20 protein-coding genes are annotated in these 17,322 nt (G+C 37.0%); 14 read left to right on the forward strand and 6 right to left on the reverse strand.

Going from position 1 to position 17,322, the window contains the following annotated elements; genetic code table 11:
* The first annotated feature begins 31 nt into the window (after positions 1–31).
* Entirely contained in the window at positions 32–547 is a 516-nt protein-coding gene (locus NSQ95_RS09150; RefSeq protein WP_340883590.1) for a GNAT family N-acetyltransferase, read from the forward strand.
* Between the two features lie 179 nt (positions 548–726).
* On the opposite strand, the gene NSQ95_RS09155 is transcribed toward NSQ95_RS09150, so the two are convergent.
* Complete coding sequence (locus tag NSQ95_RS09155) at positions 727–1,473, reverse strand: SDR family oxidoreductase (protein WP_340883589.1); 747 nt, start codon at positions 1,471–1,473, stop codon at positions 727–729.
* A 184-nt stretch (positions 1,474–1,657) separates the two neighbouring features.
* Between NSQ95_RS09155 and NSQ95_RS09160 the strand changes: the two genes are divergently transcribed.
* From NSQ95_RS09160 to NSQ95_RS09180, 5 genes are all read left to right on the forward strand, one after another.
* On the forward strand, positions 1,658–3,412 hold the full coding sequence (locus NSQ95_RS09160; protein ID WP_340883588.1) for an ABC transporter transmembrane domain-containing protein: 1,755 nt from the start codon (positions 1,658–1,660) through the stop codon (positions 3,410–3,412).
* Positions 3,412–5,196: an ABC transporter ATP-binding protein gene (locus tag NSQ95_RS09165; RefSeq protein WP_340883587.1), complete on the forward strand. Its 1,785-nt coding sequence runs from the start codon at positions 3,412–3,414 to the stop codon at positions 5,194–5,196. The genes NSQ95_RS09160 and NSQ95_RS09165 overlap by 1 nt, the downstream gene beginning before the upstream one ends.
* A gap of 91 nt (positions 5,197–5,287) precedes the next feature.
* Positions 5,288–5,998: a cytochrome c biogenesis protein CcdA gene (locus tag NSQ95_RS09170; protein ID WP_340883586.1), complete on the forward strand. Its 711-nt coding sequence runs from the start codon at positions 5,288–5,290 to the stop codon at positions 5,996–5,998.
* Between the two features lie 16 nt (positions 5,999–6,014).
* The gene (locus NSQ95_RS09175; protein WP_340883585.1) at positions 6,015–6,380 is read left to right on the forward strand and encodes a response regulator; all 366 of its coding nucleotides are present in this window, start codon (positions 6,015–6,017) and stop codon (positions 6,378–6,380) included.
* Positions 6,381–6,420: 40 nt separating this feature from the next.
* Complete coding sequence (locus NSQ95_RS09180; RefSeq protein ID WP_340883584.1) at positions 6,421–6,906, forward strand: cytochrome c biogenesis protein CcdC; 486 nt, start codon at positions 6,421–6,423, stop codon at positions 6,904–6,906.
* A 15-nt stretch (positions 6,907–6,921) separates the two neighbouring features.
* Here NSQ95_RS09180 and NSQ95_RS09185 read toward each other — a convergent pair whose 3' ends face one another.
* A complete protein-coding gene (locus tag NSQ95_RS09185; RefSeq protein WP_169359200.1) occupies positions 6,922–7,365 on the reverse strand; it encodes a DUF2621 domain-containing protein in 444 nt (147 codons plus the stop codon).
* Between the two features lie 134 nt (positions 7,366–7,499).
* On the opposite strand from NSQ95_RS09185, the gene NSQ95_RS09190 reads away from it, so the two are divergent.
* The 4 genes from NSQ95_RS09190 (at position 7,500) to NSQ95_RS09205 (ending at position 8,923) form a co-directional block, all read left to right on the forward strand.
* Positions 7,500–7,715: a DUF1659 domain-containing protein gene (locus NSQ95_RS09190; protein WP_340883581.1), complete on the forward strand. Its 216-nt coding sequence runs from the start codon at positions 7,500–7,502 to the stop codon at positions 7,713–7,715.
* An 18-nt stretch (positions 7,716–7,733) separates the two neighbouring features.
* Positions 7,734–7,946 (forward strand): DUF2922 domain-containing protein, encoded by a 213-nt coding sequence (locus NSQ95_RS09195; RefSeq protein ID WP_340883579.1) that lies wholly within the window; start codon positions 7,734–7,736, stop codon positions 7,944–7,946.
* Positions 7,947–8,113: 167 nt separating this feature from the next.
* The gene (locus NSQ95_RS09200; RefSeq protein WP_169359197.1) at positions 8,114–8,242 is read left to right on the forward strand and encodes a YvrJ family protein; all 129 of its coding nucleotides are present in this window, start codon (positions 8,114–8,116) and stop codon (positions 8,240–8,242) included.
* 93 nt (positions 8,243–8,335) lie between these two features.
* The gene (locus tag NSQ95_RS09205) at positions 8,336–8,923 is read left to right on the forward strand and encodes an SCO family protein (RefSeq protein WP_340883576.1); all 588 of its coding nucleotides are present in this window, start codon (positions 8,336–8,338) and stop codon (positions 8,921–8,923) included.
* A gap of 227 nt (positions 8,924–9,150) precedes the next feature.
* Here the strand turns inward: NSQ95_RS09205 and NSQ95_RS09210 are convergent, their stop codons facing one another.
* Positions 9,151–9,399, reverse strand: coding sequence for a GlsB/YeaQ/YmgE family stress response membrane protein (locus tag NSQ95_RS09210; RefSeq protein ID WP_340883575.1), 249 nt, complete (start codon positions 9,397–9,399; stop codon positions 9,151–9,153).
* Positions 9,400–9,932: 533 nt separating this feature from the next.
* On the opposite strand from NSQ95_RS09210, the gene NSQ95_RS09215 reads away from it, so the two are divergent.
* Both NSQ95_RS09215 and acnA read left to right on the forward strand, forming a co-directional pair.
* Positions 9,933–10,436 carry a DinB family protein gene (locus tag NSQ95_RS09215; RefSeq protein WP_340883574.1) on the forward strand — a complete coding sequence of 168 codons (504 nt, stop codon included), beginning with the start codon at positions 9,933–9,935 and terminating at the stop codon, positions 10,434–10,436.
* Between the two features lie 116 nt (positions 10,437–10,552).
* Positions 10,553–13,261: an aconitate hydratase AcnA gene (acnA, locus tag NSQ95_RS09220; protein ID WP_340883573.1), complete on the forward strand. Its 2,709-nt coding sequence runs from the start codon at positions 10,553–10,555 to the stop codon at positions 13,259–13,261.
* Between the two features lie 33 nt (positions 13,262–13,294).
* Here acnA and NSQ95_RS09225 read toward each other — a convergent pair whose 3' ends face one another.
* Positions 13,295–13,618 (reverse strand): hypothetical protein, encoded by a 324-nt coding sequence (locus tag NSQ95_RS09225; RefSeq protein WP_342560738.1) that lies wholly within the window; start codon positions 13,616–13,618, stop codon positions 13,295–13,297.
* A 179-nt stretch (positions 13,619–13,797) separates the two neighbouring features.
* On the opposite strand from NSQ95_RS09225, the gene NSQ95_RS09230 reads away from it, so the two are divergent.
* Together NSQ95_RS09230 and NSQ95_RS09235 are read left to right on the forward strand one after the other, a co-directional pair.
* Positions 13,798–14,838: a serine hydrolase domain-containing protein gene (locus tag NSQ95_RS09230; RefSeq protein ID WP_342560739.1), complete on the forward strand. Its 1,041-nt coding sequence runs from the start codon at positions 13,798–13,800 to the stop codon at positions 14,836–14,838.
* Between the two features lie 13 nt (positions 14,839–14,851).
* Complete coding sequence (locus tag NSQ95_RS09235; RefSeq protein ID WP_340883570.1) at positions 14,852–15,262, forward strand: GNAT family N-acetyltransferase; 411 nt, start codon at positions 14,852–14,854, stop codon at positions 15,260–15,262.
* Positions 15,263–15,887: 625 nt separating this feature from the next.
* Here the strand turns inward: NSQ95_RS09235 and NSQ95_RS09240 are convergent.
* A complete protein-coding gene (locus tag NSQ95_RS09240) occupies positions 15,888–16,703 on the reverse strand; it encodes a VanW family protein (protein ID WP_342560740.1) in 816 nt (271 codons plus the stop codon).
* 66 nt (positions 16,704–16,769) lie between these two features.
* On the reverse strand, positions 16,770–17,312 hold the full coding sequence (locus tag NSQ95_RS09245) for a GNAT family N-acetyltransferase (RefSeq protein ID WP_342560741.1): 543 nt from the start codon (positions 17,310–17,312) through the stop codon (positions 16,770–16,772).
* Between the last annotated feature and the right edge of the window lie 10 nt (positions 17,313–17,322).

Consider the following 17,322-nt stretch of genomic DNA (forward strand, 5'->3'; position numbering starts at 1 on the left):
TAGCTCGTCTTCAGGGAGAGGGAGTTTTTAAATGAATATTAGTATTGAAAGGCTAAAGATGGAGGACATAGAAGAGCTATATCTTTTTGAATCCAAAAACAGGACTTATTTTGAACAGACAGTACCTTCAAGGGGAGAAGGTTACTATCACCACGAAATATTTATGAGGAAGAATATTGCTTTGTTAGAGGAACAAGCAAGGGAAGAATCCTATTTTTTTCTCATCAAGGAAGGGAAATCTATAATAGGGCGTATTAATTTAATAGATATTGATAAACAACAAAAAAAGGCCAATTTGGGCTACAGAATTGGAGCAGAGCACTCAGGGAAAGGGATTGCTAGTCTAGCAGTAGCATTGTTGCTACAAACCATTTCATGGGAAGAAATTAATCAAGTGAATGCTAAAACCACAGCTAATAACATCGCTTCACAAAAGGTTTTAGAGAAAAATGGATTTCAAAAGGTTCAAGCTAAGGAAAATGGCTTCTACATAGATGGAGAAAATTTAGAGTTCGTTCATTATACGTTAATAGGTGGACATTTTTGATTCCCTATCAGCCCTAAGCAATCCATACATAATAACTTTTACAGAACAATAGCTTTACGCACCTACAATTAATAGTAAAGTCAGTACCTATTGTCATCCTCAAATAACATAAACGATAAAAATCCTTTCACTCTCTTATGTAAAAGAATGAAAGGATTTTATTAGTTTAGAAGAGGGACTCATGCCTCATAGATCATCTTTTTTGTCATGCCACCATCGATTGTTACATTTGTGCCTGTTACAAAGTTGTTAGAAGGATCCGTCAAATATAGACAGGCCTTAGCGATATCACTTGGTTTTCCTACACGACCCGAGAAATGCTGAGCATGGTCTACCTCCCGGAGGTCGTTATAGTCTCCAGTTTCAATCCATCCAGGAGATATACAATTGACTATAATATTGTCCTTAGCCAATGAGCTTGCTAAGGAATGGGTCAGCGAAATAATGCCGCCTTTAGTAGCAGCATAGGACTCGGAGTTGGACTCGGACATAAAAGCTCTTGTAGAAGCCATCGATACGATGGACCCACCGTATTCATTATTTCTCATAATTTTGGCTGCTTCACGACTACAAAGGAAAACGCTTCGTAAATTTGTATGAATGACGTCATCCCACTCATCCAATGATAAGTCGTAAGGCGAGCTCGGTTGAAATTTCCCTGCATTGTTAATCAGTATGTCAATCGTTCCGAATTCTTTAGAAGTTTGTTCCATTAAATTTATAACGTCTTTTTCCACTCGGACATCCGTTTTTATAAAAAGACAAGAGTACCCCTGCTGTAAAAGAGATTCCTCCGTTTGTCTACCAAGCGATTCATTGTTATCAGCTAAAATCACGTGAGCACCATTCTCTGCGTATACTTGCGCAACTCCTCTGCCAATACCCTGAGCTGCGCCAGTAATGATTACTACCTTGTCATCGAACATTTTAATGCCGCCTTCCACTGTGTTTTTATTAAATGTATCATAATTATAATTTCTTGTACGAACCCAAATGATATTATTTAATAAAATATTTCAGATTCCGAATTATTTTGTTTTTCCATCTTTCGTAATGTTCAAACATTTGCTAAACTAGTAAAGTCTTAATTTGTAATATGGGGGAAATATAGTGAAAGTATTCTTGGAGTTGGGCTGGTATTTTAAACAAAGGAAAAAGCAATATTTATTTGGCGTTTTAATGCTTCTATTTGTTGCATTTTTGCAGCTTTTTCCACCAAAAATTATTGGGTTAGTAGTAGACGAGATTCATGCGGGGACACTTACTAACGAGTTTCTATTTAAATGGCTTACTATTTTAGCTTTAGCAGCAATAGGGATGTATGTTCTACGTTATTACTGGCGTATTATGATTTTTGGTTCTTCTATTTATCTCGCTAGGTTATTGAGAGAAAAACTATTTAATCATTTCACCAAAATGGCTCCTTCCTTTTACCAGAAAAAACGGGTTGGAGATCTTATGGCACATGCGACAAACGATTTGTCTGCAGTGCAACAGACGGCTGGGTCAGGTGTTTTAACCTTGGTGGATTCCTTGGCAACGGGGGGCTTTGTTATAGCTGCAATGGCAATTACGATTAACTGGAAGCTTACAATCATTGCCTTACTGCCATTACCGTTGATGGCCATTTCTACTAGTTATTATGGAAAACTGCTCCACCAACGTTTCCGTTTTGCACAGGAGGCTTTTTCTAGTTTAAATGATAAAGCTCAAGAAAGTATTTCCGGGGTAAAAGTCATTAAAACATTCGGACAAGAAAAAGAAGATACAGACGATTTTGTTAATCTATCAAAAGAAGTTGTCGCTAAAAATATGCATGTAGCCAAGGTAGATTCTTTATTTGACCCAACGATTTCTTTAGTCGTGGGAATGTGTTTCTTCTTGTCTATTGTGTTTGGAACACGTTTTATATTAGCTGATGAGATGAGCATTGGAGACCTATTTGCTTTTACTTCCTATTTAGGATTACTAGTTTGGCCGATGCTAGCATTTGGCTATCTATTTAATATTGTAGAGCGTGGAAGAGCTTCCTATGATCGGATAAGAAATATATTAGAGGAAGAAATTGAAATCGATGACCATGTAGGAGCATTGGACGTTAAGCCTAAAGGTGATATTCAATTTAATATTGAAGATTTCAAATTTACTGGTGACGATCGTGTTGCTTTGCACAATATCCAATTTACCCTAAAGCAAGGTGAAACATTAGGAATTGTAGGGAAGACCGGCTCAGGGAAAACAGCGATTTTAAAATTGTTAATGAGAGAGTTTGAGGGGTATCGCGGTAATATTATGTATGGCGACCATTCCATAGTTGCCTATAAGAAGAGAGCTTTGAGAGAGGCGATTGGTTATGTTCCTCAAGATCACTTCCTATTCTCTACGACAGTTGCTGGAAATATAGCGTTCGCAAATGCAGATGCAACGATGGATGAAATCTATGAAGCAGCAAGATTGGCCAATATCCACGAAGATATCCTTCAATTTACGGACGGCTATAACACGATAGTAGGAGAGCGGGGAGTATCGTTATCAGGTGGACAGAAGCAGCGTATTTCTATTGCACGTGCCTTGATGATGAAGCCAGAATTACTAATACTTGATGATTCTCTTTCAGCTGTTGATGCGAGAACAGAGGAAGCAATATTAGAATCATTGAAGAAAAGCCGTACAGATGAAACGACTATTATTACTTCCCATCGTTTAAGTGCCATTGCACATGCACATCAAATTATTGTGATGAATGAAGGTACTATTAAGGAAAAAGGGACGCATGAAGAGCTAATGGAACTAAAAGGGATGTATTATGAAATGTATCAGTTACAGCAATTAGAGAATCTTGTGGAAAAAGGGAGGGATGTCTGATGAATGAAAAACAGCCAACACTGACTGGGAAAGACCAATGGCTAGTTCTTAAAAGACTGCTAACCTACTTAAAACCACATAAAAAAATGATTGCTTTTGCATTGTTTTTATTAATATTAACGGTTACTGGAGATATCCTTGGACCATATCTAATAAAAACGTTTATGGATAATTATTTAACACCCAGAGAATTTCCTACTGGACCACTCGTTGGTCTGGCATTGGGATATATATTTATCCAAATTGGAAATGTTCTCGTAAGTTACTTCCAATTGTTAAAGTTCCAAGAGATTGCATTAAAAATCATTCAACAGATGCGTATTGATGTCTTTTCGAAAGTTCATCGCCTAGGGATGCGTTATTTTGATAAAACTCCTGCAGGTAGCATCGTATCTAGGGTTACCAATGATACCGAGGCCATCAAGGATATGTTTGTTAGTGTATTAGTAGGCTTTGTACAAAGTGGGTTTCTAGTTATTGGAGTCTATATTGCTATGTTCTTACTGAACGTAAAGCTTGCTTTAATTACTACCATTTTATTGCCTATTTTGTTTGTAATCATCATTACCTACCGTCGATACAGTTCGGTAGTATACCAGGACTTGAGGGAACGACTAAGTCAGTTGAATGCAAAGCTGGCAGAGTCTTTACAAGGGATGACTATGATTCAAGCATTTAGACAGGAAGATCGTTTGCAGGATGAGTTCAATGAAATCAATGAATCACATTGGAAGGCTGGAAGAAGAAATATAAAGCTAGACAGCCTGTTACTACGACCAGCAATCGATATGGTATATGCTTTAGCAATTATTATTCTCCTCAGCTATTTTGGAGTCACTTCTATGGATAATATCGTGGAGGTTGGGGTGATCTATGCTTTTGTTACTTATATAGATAGATTTTTTGAGCCAATTAACCAGGTGATGCAAAGGTTATCGATTTTTCAATTAGCGATTGTAGCTGCATCTAGGGTATTTAAACTGTTAGACGAGAGTGATTTGGCTCCTACACAGAAAAATGTGGAAACAGCTACGATTGATAAAGGGAAAATAGAGTTTCAAAATGTTACTTTTTCCTATGATGGAAAAACGAATGTCTTAAAGAATATCTCATTTACTGCTGAGCCTGGCCAAACGGTAGCATTAGTAGGGCATACTGGAAGCGGGAAAAGCTCAATTATAAATCTACTTATGCGTTTCTATGAATTTGAACATGGAGATATAAAAATTGACGGGCACTCTGTAAAAGATTTTCAGACTGCTGAAATTCGAAACAAGATGGGGTTAGTGCTACAAGATCCATTCCTTTTTTATGGGGATATTGAGAGCAACATAAGACTTCATGGTCACAATTTGACTGACGAAGAAGTGAGAGAAGCAGCTGAATTTGTGCAAGCCGATAAGTTTATTGAAAAGTTACCAAATGGATATAAGCAGAAGGTGTCGGAAAGAGGTTCTACGTTCTCGAGTGGTCAAAGACAGCTAATAGCGTTTGCAAGAACTATCGCAACGAATCCTAAAATCCTTGTTTTAGATGAAGCAACTGCAAATATCGATACTGAGACTGAGGTTGCCATCCAAAGTAGCTTAGAAAAAATGCGTAAAGGAAGAACGACTATTGCAATTGCGCATCGTCTAAGTACTATTCAAGATGCAGAATTGATCCTCGTTCTTCACCATGGGGAAATAGTAGAAAGAGGTACGCATCAGCAATTATTGAATGAGAAAGGCCTATATCACAAAATGTACCTGCTTCAAAATGGGGTAGTCGAGGATATAGCATAAAAAAATTCAAAAAGCTGTCACAAGCTTTAATAGGGTAAAAGTAAAGGAAATTTGATACGATAGGAACAGTAATTTGGAAAGGAAGACTGCCGTGAGTACAGATCTTAACTTACTACTGGCGTTCGGTGCTGGGTTTTTAAGCTTTATATCCCCTTGCACTTTACCGTTGTATCCTGCATTTTTATCTTATATAACTGGTATGTCACTAGAAGAAATTAAAACAGATAAAAAGCTAATGCAAAAAAGAGGTATGCTTCATACATTATTTTTCTTGCTTGGTTTCTCTGCTATATTTATCGCATTAGGGTTTGCCACATCGTTAATTGGTACATTTTTTATCCAGTATGATGACTTAATCCGTCAAGTTGGTGCAATTTTTATCATTGTATTTGGATTAATAGTCGTTGGAGTTTTTAAACCGGAATTTTTAATGAAAGAAAAAAAATTACAGTTTAAAAACAGACCATCTGGATACTTAGGGACTTTTTTAATAGGTATGGCTTTTGCAGCAGGCTGGCAGCCTTGTACCGGTCCGATTCTAGCGTCTGTATTATTACTAGCTGGATCTAATCCTGGTTCAGGCGTCTGGTATATGCTTGCATATGTTCTAGGCTTTGCAATCCCATTCTTTGTTCTGTCCTTCTTTATCACTAGATTGAACTGGATTCGTAAAAATAGTAATCTGATTGTTAAAGTCGGTGGCTATATTATGATTGCATTAGGTATTCTATTGTTTTTCGACGGATTAACTTATATAATTCGTATATTAAGCCCGATTTTTGGAGACTTTACTGGATTTTAAATAAGGAGGCAATGATATGCCGACAGTTTTAGTAGTGGATGATGCAGTGTTTATGCGTACAACCATTAAACGAATGCTAGATGATCATCCATTTGAGATAGTGGGCGAAGCCTCTAATGGACTCGAGGCTATCGAACAATATAGAAAGTTAAAACCCGATGTAGTCACAATGGATGTTACTATGCCAACTATGACAGGAATCGAAGCAGTAAAGCATATTATTGCTGAATTTCCAGAAGCCAGGATAGTAATGATCACTGCACTTGGGCAGCAAAAGCTTATTGTCGATGCGTTGGAGTACGGTGCAAAGGATTTCATCACCAAACCGTTTGATCCAGATCAACTCGTGAACGTGTTACGTAATGTAACCGACATATATTAAATCTATTAAATGAAGAAACTAAAAGATATGGGGAATACCAATGTTAGAAAATATTCCGGCCAATGTTATGATCATTGTCTCAACAGTCATTGCGCTCGGTATGGGAATTCTAGTCACAACCTTACGGGCAAAATCTGCAAAAAAACCAGCAAGTGCTAAAAAAATTTTATTACCCCCTTTGTTTATGTCAACCGGGGCAATAATGTTTGTATTTCCTTTCTTCCGAGTAACGTTAGCGCAAATAGGTGAAGCTTTGTTAATAGGAATGTTATTTTCTATCGTTCTAATATGGACGTCTAAGTTTGAACATAAGGATGGAGAAATCTATCTGAAACAGTCAAAAGCATTCATCTTCATATTAATCGGGCTTTTAATCATTCGTTTAGTTGGTAAAATTGCTCTTAGCTCTTCCATTGATGTGGGAGCATTAAGTGGAATGTTTTGGATTTTAGCATTTGGGATGATTGTCCCTTGGAGAATTGCAATGTTCATACAGTTTAAGAAAATGCAAAAACAGCCAATATAAAAACGAGCATCCTTTTTAAGGGGTGCTCGTTTTTTTTCGATCCTCTGACAAAGCAAAATACTTTTCAAATGGTGAAACATCTACTTCCATTTCCTTGAGTTTCTTACGTAAAAACTTATGATCTCTTTTAGGAGTGGCGATGATATATCCACGTATCAACAGTTCCTGTGTGATAGCCTTGGCATTTTCTTTTAAAGCAATTTCTCCAATTTTCCCAGCTATTTTTTGTTTTGCAACAGGTCTGAATAAATCAGGTACTGGAGTAACTAGCTCGTTTAACAAAGCTTTCTGTTCATCGTTCCATAGGTGTATAGTTTTATCTACATAATATTCTTCCCAGTCGAGATCAGATTTACCATCTCTTTTAGGCATCGATTTGAGGAACTTTCGGAACATGAAAAATCCGCCTATTCCCATCAAAGACACTAAGACAACAACCCAAAAAAGTATAAACCACATAAACCATCCTTCTAACAATCTCTTCACCTCATTCTTCTATCTATTAGTATAAGGTGTTTGAAATAATTTTTCATCATGAATGTATCCTTTCGAGTAAAAACTTTCTATATAGAGAGTGAAGGGAGGTGATTCAGATGGCTAATTTAGAACACAAGCATTCCGTATTAAGAATTACTTTTGAAGCTGGTATGGGTGAAAACGGTAAGTTAAAAACAAAGTCAAAAACGTATCGAAATGTAAAGGCTAGTGCTACTGCAGACCAATTAGAAGCTGCGGTAATAATTCTCTCAGGCTTTTCCGCAAGTCCATTTATCATAGCTGAGAAAGTACAAACATCTAATTTAAACTAAAAATAGGGAGGGTAAAACATGGCTAAAACATTACAACTTCAATTTGAAACAGCTAATGGGAAGGAATTGACCCTATCAGTAGACGAGCCTCGTGAAAATCTGACACGTGAGGAAATAGAAGCTGGGATGCAATCACTCATTAACAGCAACACTTTTCATGTAGATAGCTTTAGTTTGAGCGGTATTAAAGGTGCTAAAGTTGTTGAACGTAATGTCAATTCAATAATCTAACATGGGTAAGGGGGGTATTAAGAGAAAACAGCTCTTAATACCTTTTCAAATTTAAAGCGGAGAGTGGAAAAAAGCAGAGAGAATGTTTGGAGAGTGGCTTGGATCTTCTAGTAAATAGTGTTATAGTCGCTTGTACTTTTGGAGAAGATGAAAAGGAGGTTATCCCTATGGACCAGTGGCTTTCGGTTATTCAAGATGTAGGCTTCCCTATTTTTGTGTCATTCTATTTAATGCACAGAGTAGAGAGCAAGCTTGAAGAAATTAAAAATGCACTGTTATCCTTGAGCAACGTATAGACACAAAACTGTTGAAATCTAAAAGACAGAGTAGTTGAACGTAATATCCACATTGGTTAAGATTAGGCTAGGATGTTATAAAGGAGTCATGCAATGAAAAAATTATTGGGTATTATAATGATAAGCTTATTGGTACTAGCCGGTTGTGGAAGCAGTGACTTTAAAGCCCAAACAAACTGGGAAATAGAAGAATTTGAATTTGACAATCAACGAGGCGAAGAAACTTCTTTAGAGGATTTAAAGGGAACGGTTTGGTTGGCTACTTTTATCTTTACAAATTGTGAAACAATTTGTCCGCCAATGACATTTAATCTTGCAGAAATACAAGGAATGTTAAAGGAAAAGGGTATAGAGGATTATAAGATTGTGGGATTCAGTGTAGACCCTGAGGTTGATACTCCGGAAAAATTACAAGAATATTTGGACATGTTTGATGTGCCTGATCAAAGTAACTGGGAGCTTTTAACTGGATATTCTCAAGAATATATCTCCCAATTTGCGGAACAATCGTTTAAAGCGCTTGTTCGAAATAATCCAAACGATGACCAAGTAATTCATGGATCTCGTTTTTATTTGATCGATCAAAACGGTATTGCAGTGAAAAATTATACCGGATTCGAAGATGTACCTAAAGAAGAAATTGTAATTGATATGGAAACATTGATTGAAGAAGGTAAATAAATTCATATTTAAAACCTATTAAAGATTCCTTGGAGTTTTTAATAGGTTTTTTTATGAACTAATTAGAGCGACCTTTCAGCTCAAGTTCAAATCAAACTATTTTAAGGATCCTTAGGCTTTTAAATTCAACAAAAAAGAGGCTGCCTCCAATTTTTGATATTAATCAAAATTTGGGGCAGTCTCTTTTTCAAAAATAACCTTTTAAATCCGTGTTAACTTCATTAAAATTATTTACGCATACTTTTCAAGATTAAACTTAAAATAGCAACTAGGATAATAGCACCGATTAAAGCTGGAATAATTGCCATGTCCCAAATTACTGGTCCCATATCAGGGAAAATCATTCCACCGATCCAAGCACCAATGATACCAGCTACAATGTTTCCTATAATTCCACCAGGGATATCCTTACCAAGAATTAGTCCTGCTAGCCAACCGATGATCCCACCGATGATTAAGTATAAAATTAGTCCCATTTTCTTTCATCTCCTCAAATATTTATTAATTCGATTACACTCTTTGTATAGCCAACATGAGATGACGTTAAACCTCTTGCTTTTAAATTTAAATATTCCGTCTTTATTTTCCCGTAAAATTCATGACAACTGATTTACTTCTGAGACTAATAACTTACTTAGAAACACACAAGCTAAAATAACATAATCATATTTCTCTATATACTTTCTAAGAGTATAATGTAACTGAATTACTAGGATAATCGGTTACTGACTTCTATAGAAGGTCCCAACTATGGAACAAAAAAACGATTAACACGCCATTATAAGAAAAACTAAATGATTGTGTTTCCATGGTGATTGCCTTATCGCATACCAATACCTAGAGTATCCGATCAAACGAAAGGGAAACAATTAATTCATCTATTGAAAAGTACATAGATACCAGTAGTAAACTAAGCGAAGTATAAAGAGTGAAAAGAAATTAGATTGCAAGGTTGTATAGTGGGTATAAGAATAGATATAAACAAAACATAGTGTAGTGGAGGTAAATAATGTTTCTTGAAAAAAACAATACAATACGTGCAGAGCTTTTTAGACTTGTAGATTCATTAAATGAGGAGGAGTTCAATCGAAAACCGGATAATAACTCTTGGTCACCAAAAGAGATTATGGAACACTTAGTCAAAATGGAGAATACGATTGTAAAAGGGATTAAGTCGGAGTTAGCTGATCCTAATAGTCCGCATGCGAAAAAAAAGCCGATTCAGGTTTCGACCCTTCGTTTGATCAAAGTTAAGGCGCCAAAGTATACCGTGCCGAAGCCCGATTACGAGACAAAAGAGGTGATGAAAAGTCAATTACATGCAGCTAGAATGGAATTATTAAAAGTATATGCTAATAATGATTATCAAGTTTTTCAAGATAAGTCACTAAAGCATCCCTTATTTGGCAGGGTACCGCTTGTGCAGTGGTTTCCATTCGTTGGTTTACATGAAAAAAGACATTTAAAGCAATTAGAGAAAACAATTAAAAAGATAAAAGGTCATAAGAATTAATTATTACTTATAATAATTTTAATGTAATTTACTTATCGCTAGAGTTAAGTTATGATTAATGGTGGAGAAAAGTTACTTGAATAGAGTCTTTTCAATAGATATTAGGAGGAATACAAATGGCAAAAGATAGCTTACACAATAGCCGTACTTCTTTCACGCTAAATGGAAAAGAATATACTTATTATCGTTTAGCTGCTTTAGAAGAAGCAGGAATTGCAAACGTATCACGTCTACCATACTCAATTAAAGTATTACTAGAGTCTGTGTTACGTCAACATGATGGATATGTAATTAAAGATGAGCACGTTGAACAATTAGCAAAATGGGGTAAAGATGCGGATCCAGAAGCAGAGGTTCCATTTAAGCCTTCTCGTGTTGTCCTACAAGATTTCACAGGAGTACCAGTAGTAGTTGATTTAGCAGCATTACGTTCTGCGATGAACGAAATGGGCGGAAATCCAGATAAAATCAACCCTGCTATTCCAGTTGACCTTGTTATCGACCACTCCGTACAAGTAGATAAATACGGTACGGCATCAGCTTTACAAGCAAACATGGATCTTGAGTTTGAACGTAATGCAGAACGCTACAATTTCTTGAAATGGGCACAAACTTCATACGATAATTTCCGTGCTGTACCTCCAGCAACTGGTATCGTTCACCAAGTTAACCTAGAGTACTTAGCACCAATCGTTCATGTGAACGAAAGTGCTGACGGAACACTAGAAACATTCCCAGATTCAGTAGTAGGTACTGATTCACATACAACTATGATTAATGGTCTTGGTGTACTTGGATGGGGTGTAGGTGGTATCGAAGCTGAAGCAGGAATGCTTGGTCAACCTTCTTATTTCCCAATCCCAGAAGTTATCGGAGTAAAATTAGTAGGAGATCTTCCAAACGGAACTACTGCAACTGACTTAGCGCTTAAAGTTACTCAAGTACTTCGTCAACGCGGTGTTGTTGGTAAATTTGTTGAGTTCTTTGGTCCTGGTGTATCTAAATTACCACTTGCTGACCGTGCAACAATCGCTAACATGGCTCCAGAATATGGTGCAACATGTGGATACTTCGCAATTGATGAAGAATCTCTTGAATACTTACGTCTAACTGGCCGTGAAGAAGAGCATATCGAAGTAGTTGAAGCTTACCTAAAAGCAAACGACATGTTCTTTGATCCAGCTTTAGAGCCTGTTTATACAGATGTAATTGAAATTGACCTTGGAGAAATTCAAGCCAACCTTTCAGGACCAAAACGTCCACAAGATTTAATTCCTCTTACTGATATGAAATCTCGTTACCGTGAAAGCGTAGTAGCTCCTCAAGGTACACAAGGCTTCGGATTACCAGAGAAAGAATTTGATAAATCTGCAACTGTTAAATTTGAAGACAGAGATGTTGTTATGCCAACTGGTGCTGTAGCTATTGCTGCAATCACTTCTTGTACAAACACATCTAACCCATATGTAATGCTTGCAGCTGGTTTAGTTGCGAAAAAAGCAGTAGAAAAAGGATTGAAAGTTCCTGCTTACGTAAAAACTTCATTAGCACCAGGTTCTAAGGTTGTTACTGGTTATTTACAAGATTCAGGACTAGACAAATTCCTTGATGAAATCGGATTTAACACAGTTGGATACGGTTGTACAACATGTATCGGTAACTCTGGTCCATTATTGCCAGAAATCGAGAAAGCAATTATTGACGAAGATCTTTTCGTAACTTCAGTTCTTTCTGGTAACCGTAACTTTGAAGGCCGTGTACATCCATTAGTAAAAGCTAACTACTTAGCTTCACCACCATTAGTTGTTGCGTATGCTCTTGCTGGTACTGTTGACATCGATTTACAAAAAGATTCATTTGGTAAAGACCAAGATGGCAACGAAGTATTCTTTGCTGATATTTGGCCATCTACAGAAGAAGTTAACCAAGTGCTTTCTAAAGTAGTTACTCGTGAGCTATTCCAAAAAGAATATGCACGCGTATTTGATGAAAACGAAGCATGGAATGCAATTGAAACTTCAACTGAATCATTGTATTCATTTGATGACAAATCAACTTACATTCAAAACCCACCATTCTTCCAAGGATTATCTAAGGAGCCAGGTTCAATTGAAACGCTTGCTGGACTTCGCGTAGTTGCGAAATTCGGTGACTCTATTACAACTGACCATATCTCTCCAGCAGGTGCTATCGGTAAAGATACACCAGCAGGTAAATACTTGCGTGAAAATGGCGTAGAAATTCGTGATTTCAACTCATACGGTTCACGTCGTGGTAACCATGAAGTAATGATGCGTGGTACATTCGCTAATATCCGTATCCGTAACCAAATTGCTCCTGGTACAGAAGGTGGATACACTACTTACTGGCCAACGGGCGAAATCATGTCTATCTATGATGCTGCTATGAAGTACCAAGAAGAAGGTACTGGTTTAGTAGTAATCGGTGGAAAAGATTACGGGATGGGATCATCTCGTGACTGGGCAGCAAAAGGAACAAATCTTTTAGGTATTAAAGCTGTTATTACAGAAAGCTTTGAGCGTATTCACCGTTCAAATCTTGTAATGATGGGTGTTCTACCACTTAACTTCTTGCCAGGAGAAAATGCTGAAACATTAGGATTAACTGGTAAAGAGGAAATCAGCATTAACATTGCTGAGGGAGTTAAACCTCGTGATATTCTGAAAGTAACTGCTAAAGCTGAAGATGGTTCTGTAAAAGAATTCAACGTGCTTGCTCGTTTCGATTCAGAGGTTGAGGTAGATTACTACCGTCATGGTGGTATCCTTCAAATGGTATTACGTAACAAAATGCTAGAAGCTTAATAAATAGATGAAAGAACCTAAATCTTAAATGATTTAGGTTCTTTTTTTGTTGTTTAGGAAATTATAAAATTCTGAACCTGTGGATAAATTGATGTCTAGCTCCATCGCCTTGCCCCTCGGGGTCAAATGGATAAAAGCTCCGGTGGCTGAGAAACTGCCTCCTCGCATTTTCTCCATTTGCCTGTCGGGGCAGTGACAGGCGAATCCGCTTTTGTTGATGTCTAGCTTCATCGCCTTGCCCCTCGGGGTCAAATGGATAAAAGCTCCCGTGGCTGAGAAACTGCCTCCTCGCATTTTCTCCATTTGCCTGTCGGGGCAGTGACAGGCGAATCCGCTTTTGTTGATGTCTAGCTCCATCGCCTTGCCCCTCGGGGTCAAATGGATAAAAGCTCCGGTGGCTGAGGAACTGCCTCCTCGCTTTTCTCCATTTGCCTGTCGGGGCAGACATAGGTGCCTACGTTTTCTTGTATGAATTAACAAAATATTCTTTATAAGAACGTATATTCGTGTTAGTATCTAAATAATGGGGGGATTTTATGAAAATAGAGGATTTTGAGCTGGCAGAGCGAATGAAATTTTATAAGGTACCTGGTATAAGCATTACATTTATTGATCAAGGGCAAATAAGTGAGGGTGTCAATGAAGGCTCCTTAGAAAAGGGATGTGAGAAAAAAATTAAAGAAGATACTCTTTTTAACGCTTGTTCGATAAGCAAGTTTTTAACTGGAATGCTAGTCATGAAGCTCACCGAATTAGGGAAAATTAACCTAGATGAAGATATAAATAAGAAACTTGTAAGTTGGCATTTACCCGAAAATAAATTTACAAAACTAAAATCGGTGACACTACGGAACTTACTAAGCCATCAGTCGGGTATTAAAGATCCTGTTAATAGTTTTGCAGAGCTAAATTCAAATTATAGAGCCCCATCAATGATCAAACTTTTGGAAGGAGAAAGTCATTACAATGCTTACCCTATAAATGTTACATATGAACCTGGAAGTGAATTTCATTATTCAGATGCAGGATATTGTATCATTCAGCAAATTATAGAAGACGTTCTAAAAAAGCCATTTCCTCAAGTAATGGATAAATTCATTTTTCGACCATTAAATATGGAAAATAGTAAATATGTTATTAGTTCGTCTAGTATATGTAAGGAAACCTTTTCATGTGGTCACAGCAAGCACGGAGACGTAGTGGAGGATAAATATACGATCTATCCATACTCAGCTGCTTCAGGATTATGGTCTACATCTAAAGATATTGCCAAGCTAGTCCAAGAACTAATGAATGCACTAAAAGGAGAAAGCATAACAGGCATTTCTTCAACGGTTGCTAAGGAATTGATTACTTCCCAAGGAGGAAAAGAATGGTCTGGACTTAGTGTGTTTCTTGATAAAGTAGGGAATGAGCTAGAAATTACATCACTTGGGTGGGGTGTAGGCTATCAAAGTATGATGGTGGCGTTTCCATATTTAAACAAAGGTGCTGTGATCATGACAAACGCGGATCTCGGTGTTCATCAGCTAGATGGTATCATCGGTGAAATATATCAAGCATGGATTAATTCTTAAGGGAGGGCAATGAATGAGGATAATAATGGCTTCACCAACTGAAATACATAAAGTAAATTCCTTTTTTATAGAGCATTTAAATCCTATTAGCAGCGAGCTATACTCCGCTGAGTTTTTGTGTCCTCTTGGCATACAAGCAGCCATTAGAAGAAATCAAATGGTTGTAGCAGTAGTAGATGGTGAAATAGTTGGAGCGATGCGGTTTTATCCAAAGAAAACAAATAATACTATCTCGCTTTATCAATTCGCTATAAGCAAAGAGCATCGTGGTAAAGGGATTTTAAAAAAAATGTTACTTTTTATAAAGGCTGCACCTATTCTTGCTCTCTGCCCAGTTGCTTCTGAATTTAACAATTACTTTTTAAAAACGGATTGGCAGCTACAGAAAAAAAGAGGCGAGTATAACGAATGGATATTTCAATAAGAGCAGCTCTACAACATTTTTGGTTGGTTAACTCCCAACTATGAATGAACATTTCGTTTATATAGGTTTGTAGAGGTAGGTGGTAACTAGCAAGGGAGTTAAGTAGATAACAGATCATAACACACCCAAAAGCTTCCACCTAGAGCAAAAATATACGAAACTATATGGTACAAATCTTATCTTTTATATTGTCGATTTCATTAAACAACTGTGTCTAAGATTTATTTATTCTTAGCTTTGTTAAAGTTATTGGTTGGTTTTGACTAACAATTCTATAGTGACTGTAAACATTATCAAAGGGACATTCAAATGACTATTATGATTATAAATAGATTATGAAAATGGGATTGGGTACAGTTTTTTGGCTTTGTTTATGCGAGTAAATTTATTAGCGCTTTCTCGATGCTAAAGCTGTTCCCATTTATTGATTGGAGCCCCAGACGGCGACTCCTACGGGATGAGTGAGACAGATAAGACATCACAACCATGCGCGTAAGCGATGGGTGATGGCTTATCGCTCACCCCGAGGAAAGCGTCCGGCTGGTGCGAAAAATCAATGCTACTCTCTGATCTAAGATTTCTTTGGATCATAAATCAACCCTACCCTTTATCATAGCCTTATTCTTTAACAATTCTCTACATGAGCTAAATCTGGTATAGGGTACTTCACTTCCGAAAAGTTATGGATTAGCAACTCTTCTTTTATCATTTGACCTGTTCTTTTATCTATAGTCTTTCTCCAAATCTCGTTTTGACGAAAGTTTTTCCCGTTTTGTTTTAAAAACTGATGATTTCTTTCATCAATATGATAGGAATATGGCATTTCTTCTTTGGAGAAAATGGCACCCTTCAAGTGTTTATCCGTTACCCAAACCTTTATTTGAAATGAGCTAGGTGTCGGATTATAAAATCGTAAATCAACGTAATTGTAAAAAACACTGGCTCCACTACCAAAAGGAAGCGTACGTCCCGAATCAGGAAAAGGATCAAAGCTATGATGATGTCTTTCGGTAACAACAAGAGGTGTGTGTAGCACCATCCAATATAAGAGGTTTGCAAGCTGACATATCCCACCGCCAATTCCCTTCTTCACCTCTCCTCTGGAGAGCTGCATGCCTTCAATATAGCCTTTTGCTTTTGTAGCTTTTCCAACAAGCTTCCAAAAGGAAACAATCTCACCAGGTTTGATAATGATTCCATCTATTTTACTAGAAGCAATCTTCAAGTTTGTTATTTTGTTTTCTTGCAATTGAGGGTCGCTTTCACCTAATGTCCTTCTCAACAATGATTGGTGTTTTTTGCAGGTGTATGGAAATGTGGTTGACAGTAACTTGCTGGTAGCTAGCTTTTGCACATCTTGTAAATTGATTATCGACCTGACTAATCTTTTCTGTTGAATACGTAGGTGATAGAAAATTGGATGGAATTCAGATAATCTCAATTTTATTTTCCTCCCTGCTTTTTACTTGAAGTTTTTATCATGAAAAAGCTAATATAAGTTTCTTACTTATTTCTTCCATTCAGGCTGGGTAATAGAAAAAATAAAAGCGTCATGTGATTCGGTATCTTGATATAGATAACCTTTTAAGACACCTTCTTTTTCAAAGCCCATTTTTAAGAGTAAGGCGAATGATGCTTCATTTTGAGGGAAGGTTACAGCCCCTATACGAAAAAGTTTTAATTCATTAAAGCAATAATCAATCACGGCTTCTACAGCTTCCGTCACAATTCCTTTTCTCCAATGGGCGGGCAATAAATCATAGCCGATTTCTGTTCTTTTGCTATTTAAGGATAGGTTATTTAACCCTACTGTACCGATTAATTCTCCTGTTTCTCTCCAAACGATTCCCCAACGCATGGATCTTTTTTGCTCATACCCATTCCCAAAGGATTTTACCATTGTTGCTGCTTGGTCGATGCTAGTTAATGGGGACATTCCGTAATATTGAATGACTTCTTCATTGGAAAAAATGGAGTAAATGCTAGCCACATGCTCTTCATTTATTTCTATTAAATTTAATCTCTCTGTCTTTAATATTGGAAAACTCATTTCATAACCC

The sequence above is a fragment of the Psychrobacillus sp. FSL W7-1457 genome (assembly GCF_038593405.1).
In the GTDB taxonomy this organism is placed as follows: domain Bacteria; phylum Bacillota; class Bacilli; order Bacillales_A; family Planococcaceae; genus Psychrobacillus.

Coding starts and splice junctions, on each gene's coding strand:
- NSQ95_RS09150 (WP_340883590.1), top strand. CDS start 32: ATGAATATTAGTATTGAAAGGCTAAAGATGGAGGACATAGAAGAGCTA.
- NSQ95_RS09155 (WP_340883589.1), bottom strand. CDS start 1,473: ATGTTCGATGACAAGGTAGTAATCATTACTGGCGCAGCTCAGGGTATT.
- NSQ95_RS09165 (WP_340883587.1), top strand. CDS start 3,412: ATGAATGAAAAACAGCCAACACTGACTGGGAAAGACCAATGGCTAGTT.
- NSQ95_RS09175 (WP_340883585.1), top strand. CDS start 6,015: ATGCCGACAGTTTTAGTAGTGGATGATGCAGTGTTTATGCGTACAACC.
- NSQ95_RS09180 (WP_340883584.1), top strand. CDS start 6,421: ATGTTAGAAAATATTCCGGCCAATGTTATGATCATTGTCTCAACAGTC.
- NSQ95_RS09185 (WP_169359200.1), bottom strand. CDS start 7,365: ATGTGGTTTATACTTTTTTGGGTTGTTGTCTTAGTGTCTTTGATGGGA.
- NSQ95_RS09190 (WP_340883581.1), top strand. CDS start 7,500: ATGGCTAATTTAGAACACAAGCATTCCGTATTAAGAATTACTTTTGAA.
- NSQ95_RS09195 (WP_340883579.1), top strand. CDS start 7,734: ATGGCTAAAACATTACAACTTCAATTTGAAACAGCTAATGGGAAGGAA.
- NSQ95_RS09200 (WP_169359197.1), top strand. CDS start 8,114: ATGGACCAGTGGCTTTCGGTTATTCAAGATGTAGGCTTCCCTATTTTT.
- NSQ95_RS09205 (WP_340883576.1), top strand. CDS start 8,336: ATGAAAAAATTATTGGGTATTATAATGATAAGCTTATTGGTACTAGCC.
- NSQ95_RS09210 (WP_340883575.1), bottom strand. CDS start 9,399: ATGGGACTAATTTTATACTTAATCATCGGTGGGATCATCGGTTGGCTA.
- NSQ95_RS09215 (WP_340883574.1), top strand. CDS start 9,933: ATGTTTCTTGAAAAAAACAATACAATACGTGCAGAGCTTTTTAGACTT.
- acnA (WP_340883573.1), top strand. CDS start 10,553: ATGGCAAAAGATAGCTTACACAATAGCCGTACTTCTTTCACGCTAAAT.
- NSQ95_RS09225 (WP_342560738.1), bottom strand. CDS start 13,618: ATGGAGCTAGACATCAACAAAAGCGGATTCGCCTGTCACTGCCCCGAC.
- NSQ95_RS09230 (WP_342560739.1), top strand. CDS start 13,798: ATGAAAATAGAGGATTTTGAGCTGGCAGAGCGAATGAAATTTTATAAG.
- NSQ95_RS09235 (WP_340883570.1), top strand. CDS start 14,852: ATGAGGATAATAATGGCTTCACCAACTGAAATACATAAAGTAAATTCC.
- NSQ95_RS09245 (WP_342560741.1), bottom strand. CDS start 17,312: ATGAGTTTTCCAATATTAAAGACAGAGAGATTAAATTTAATAGAAATA.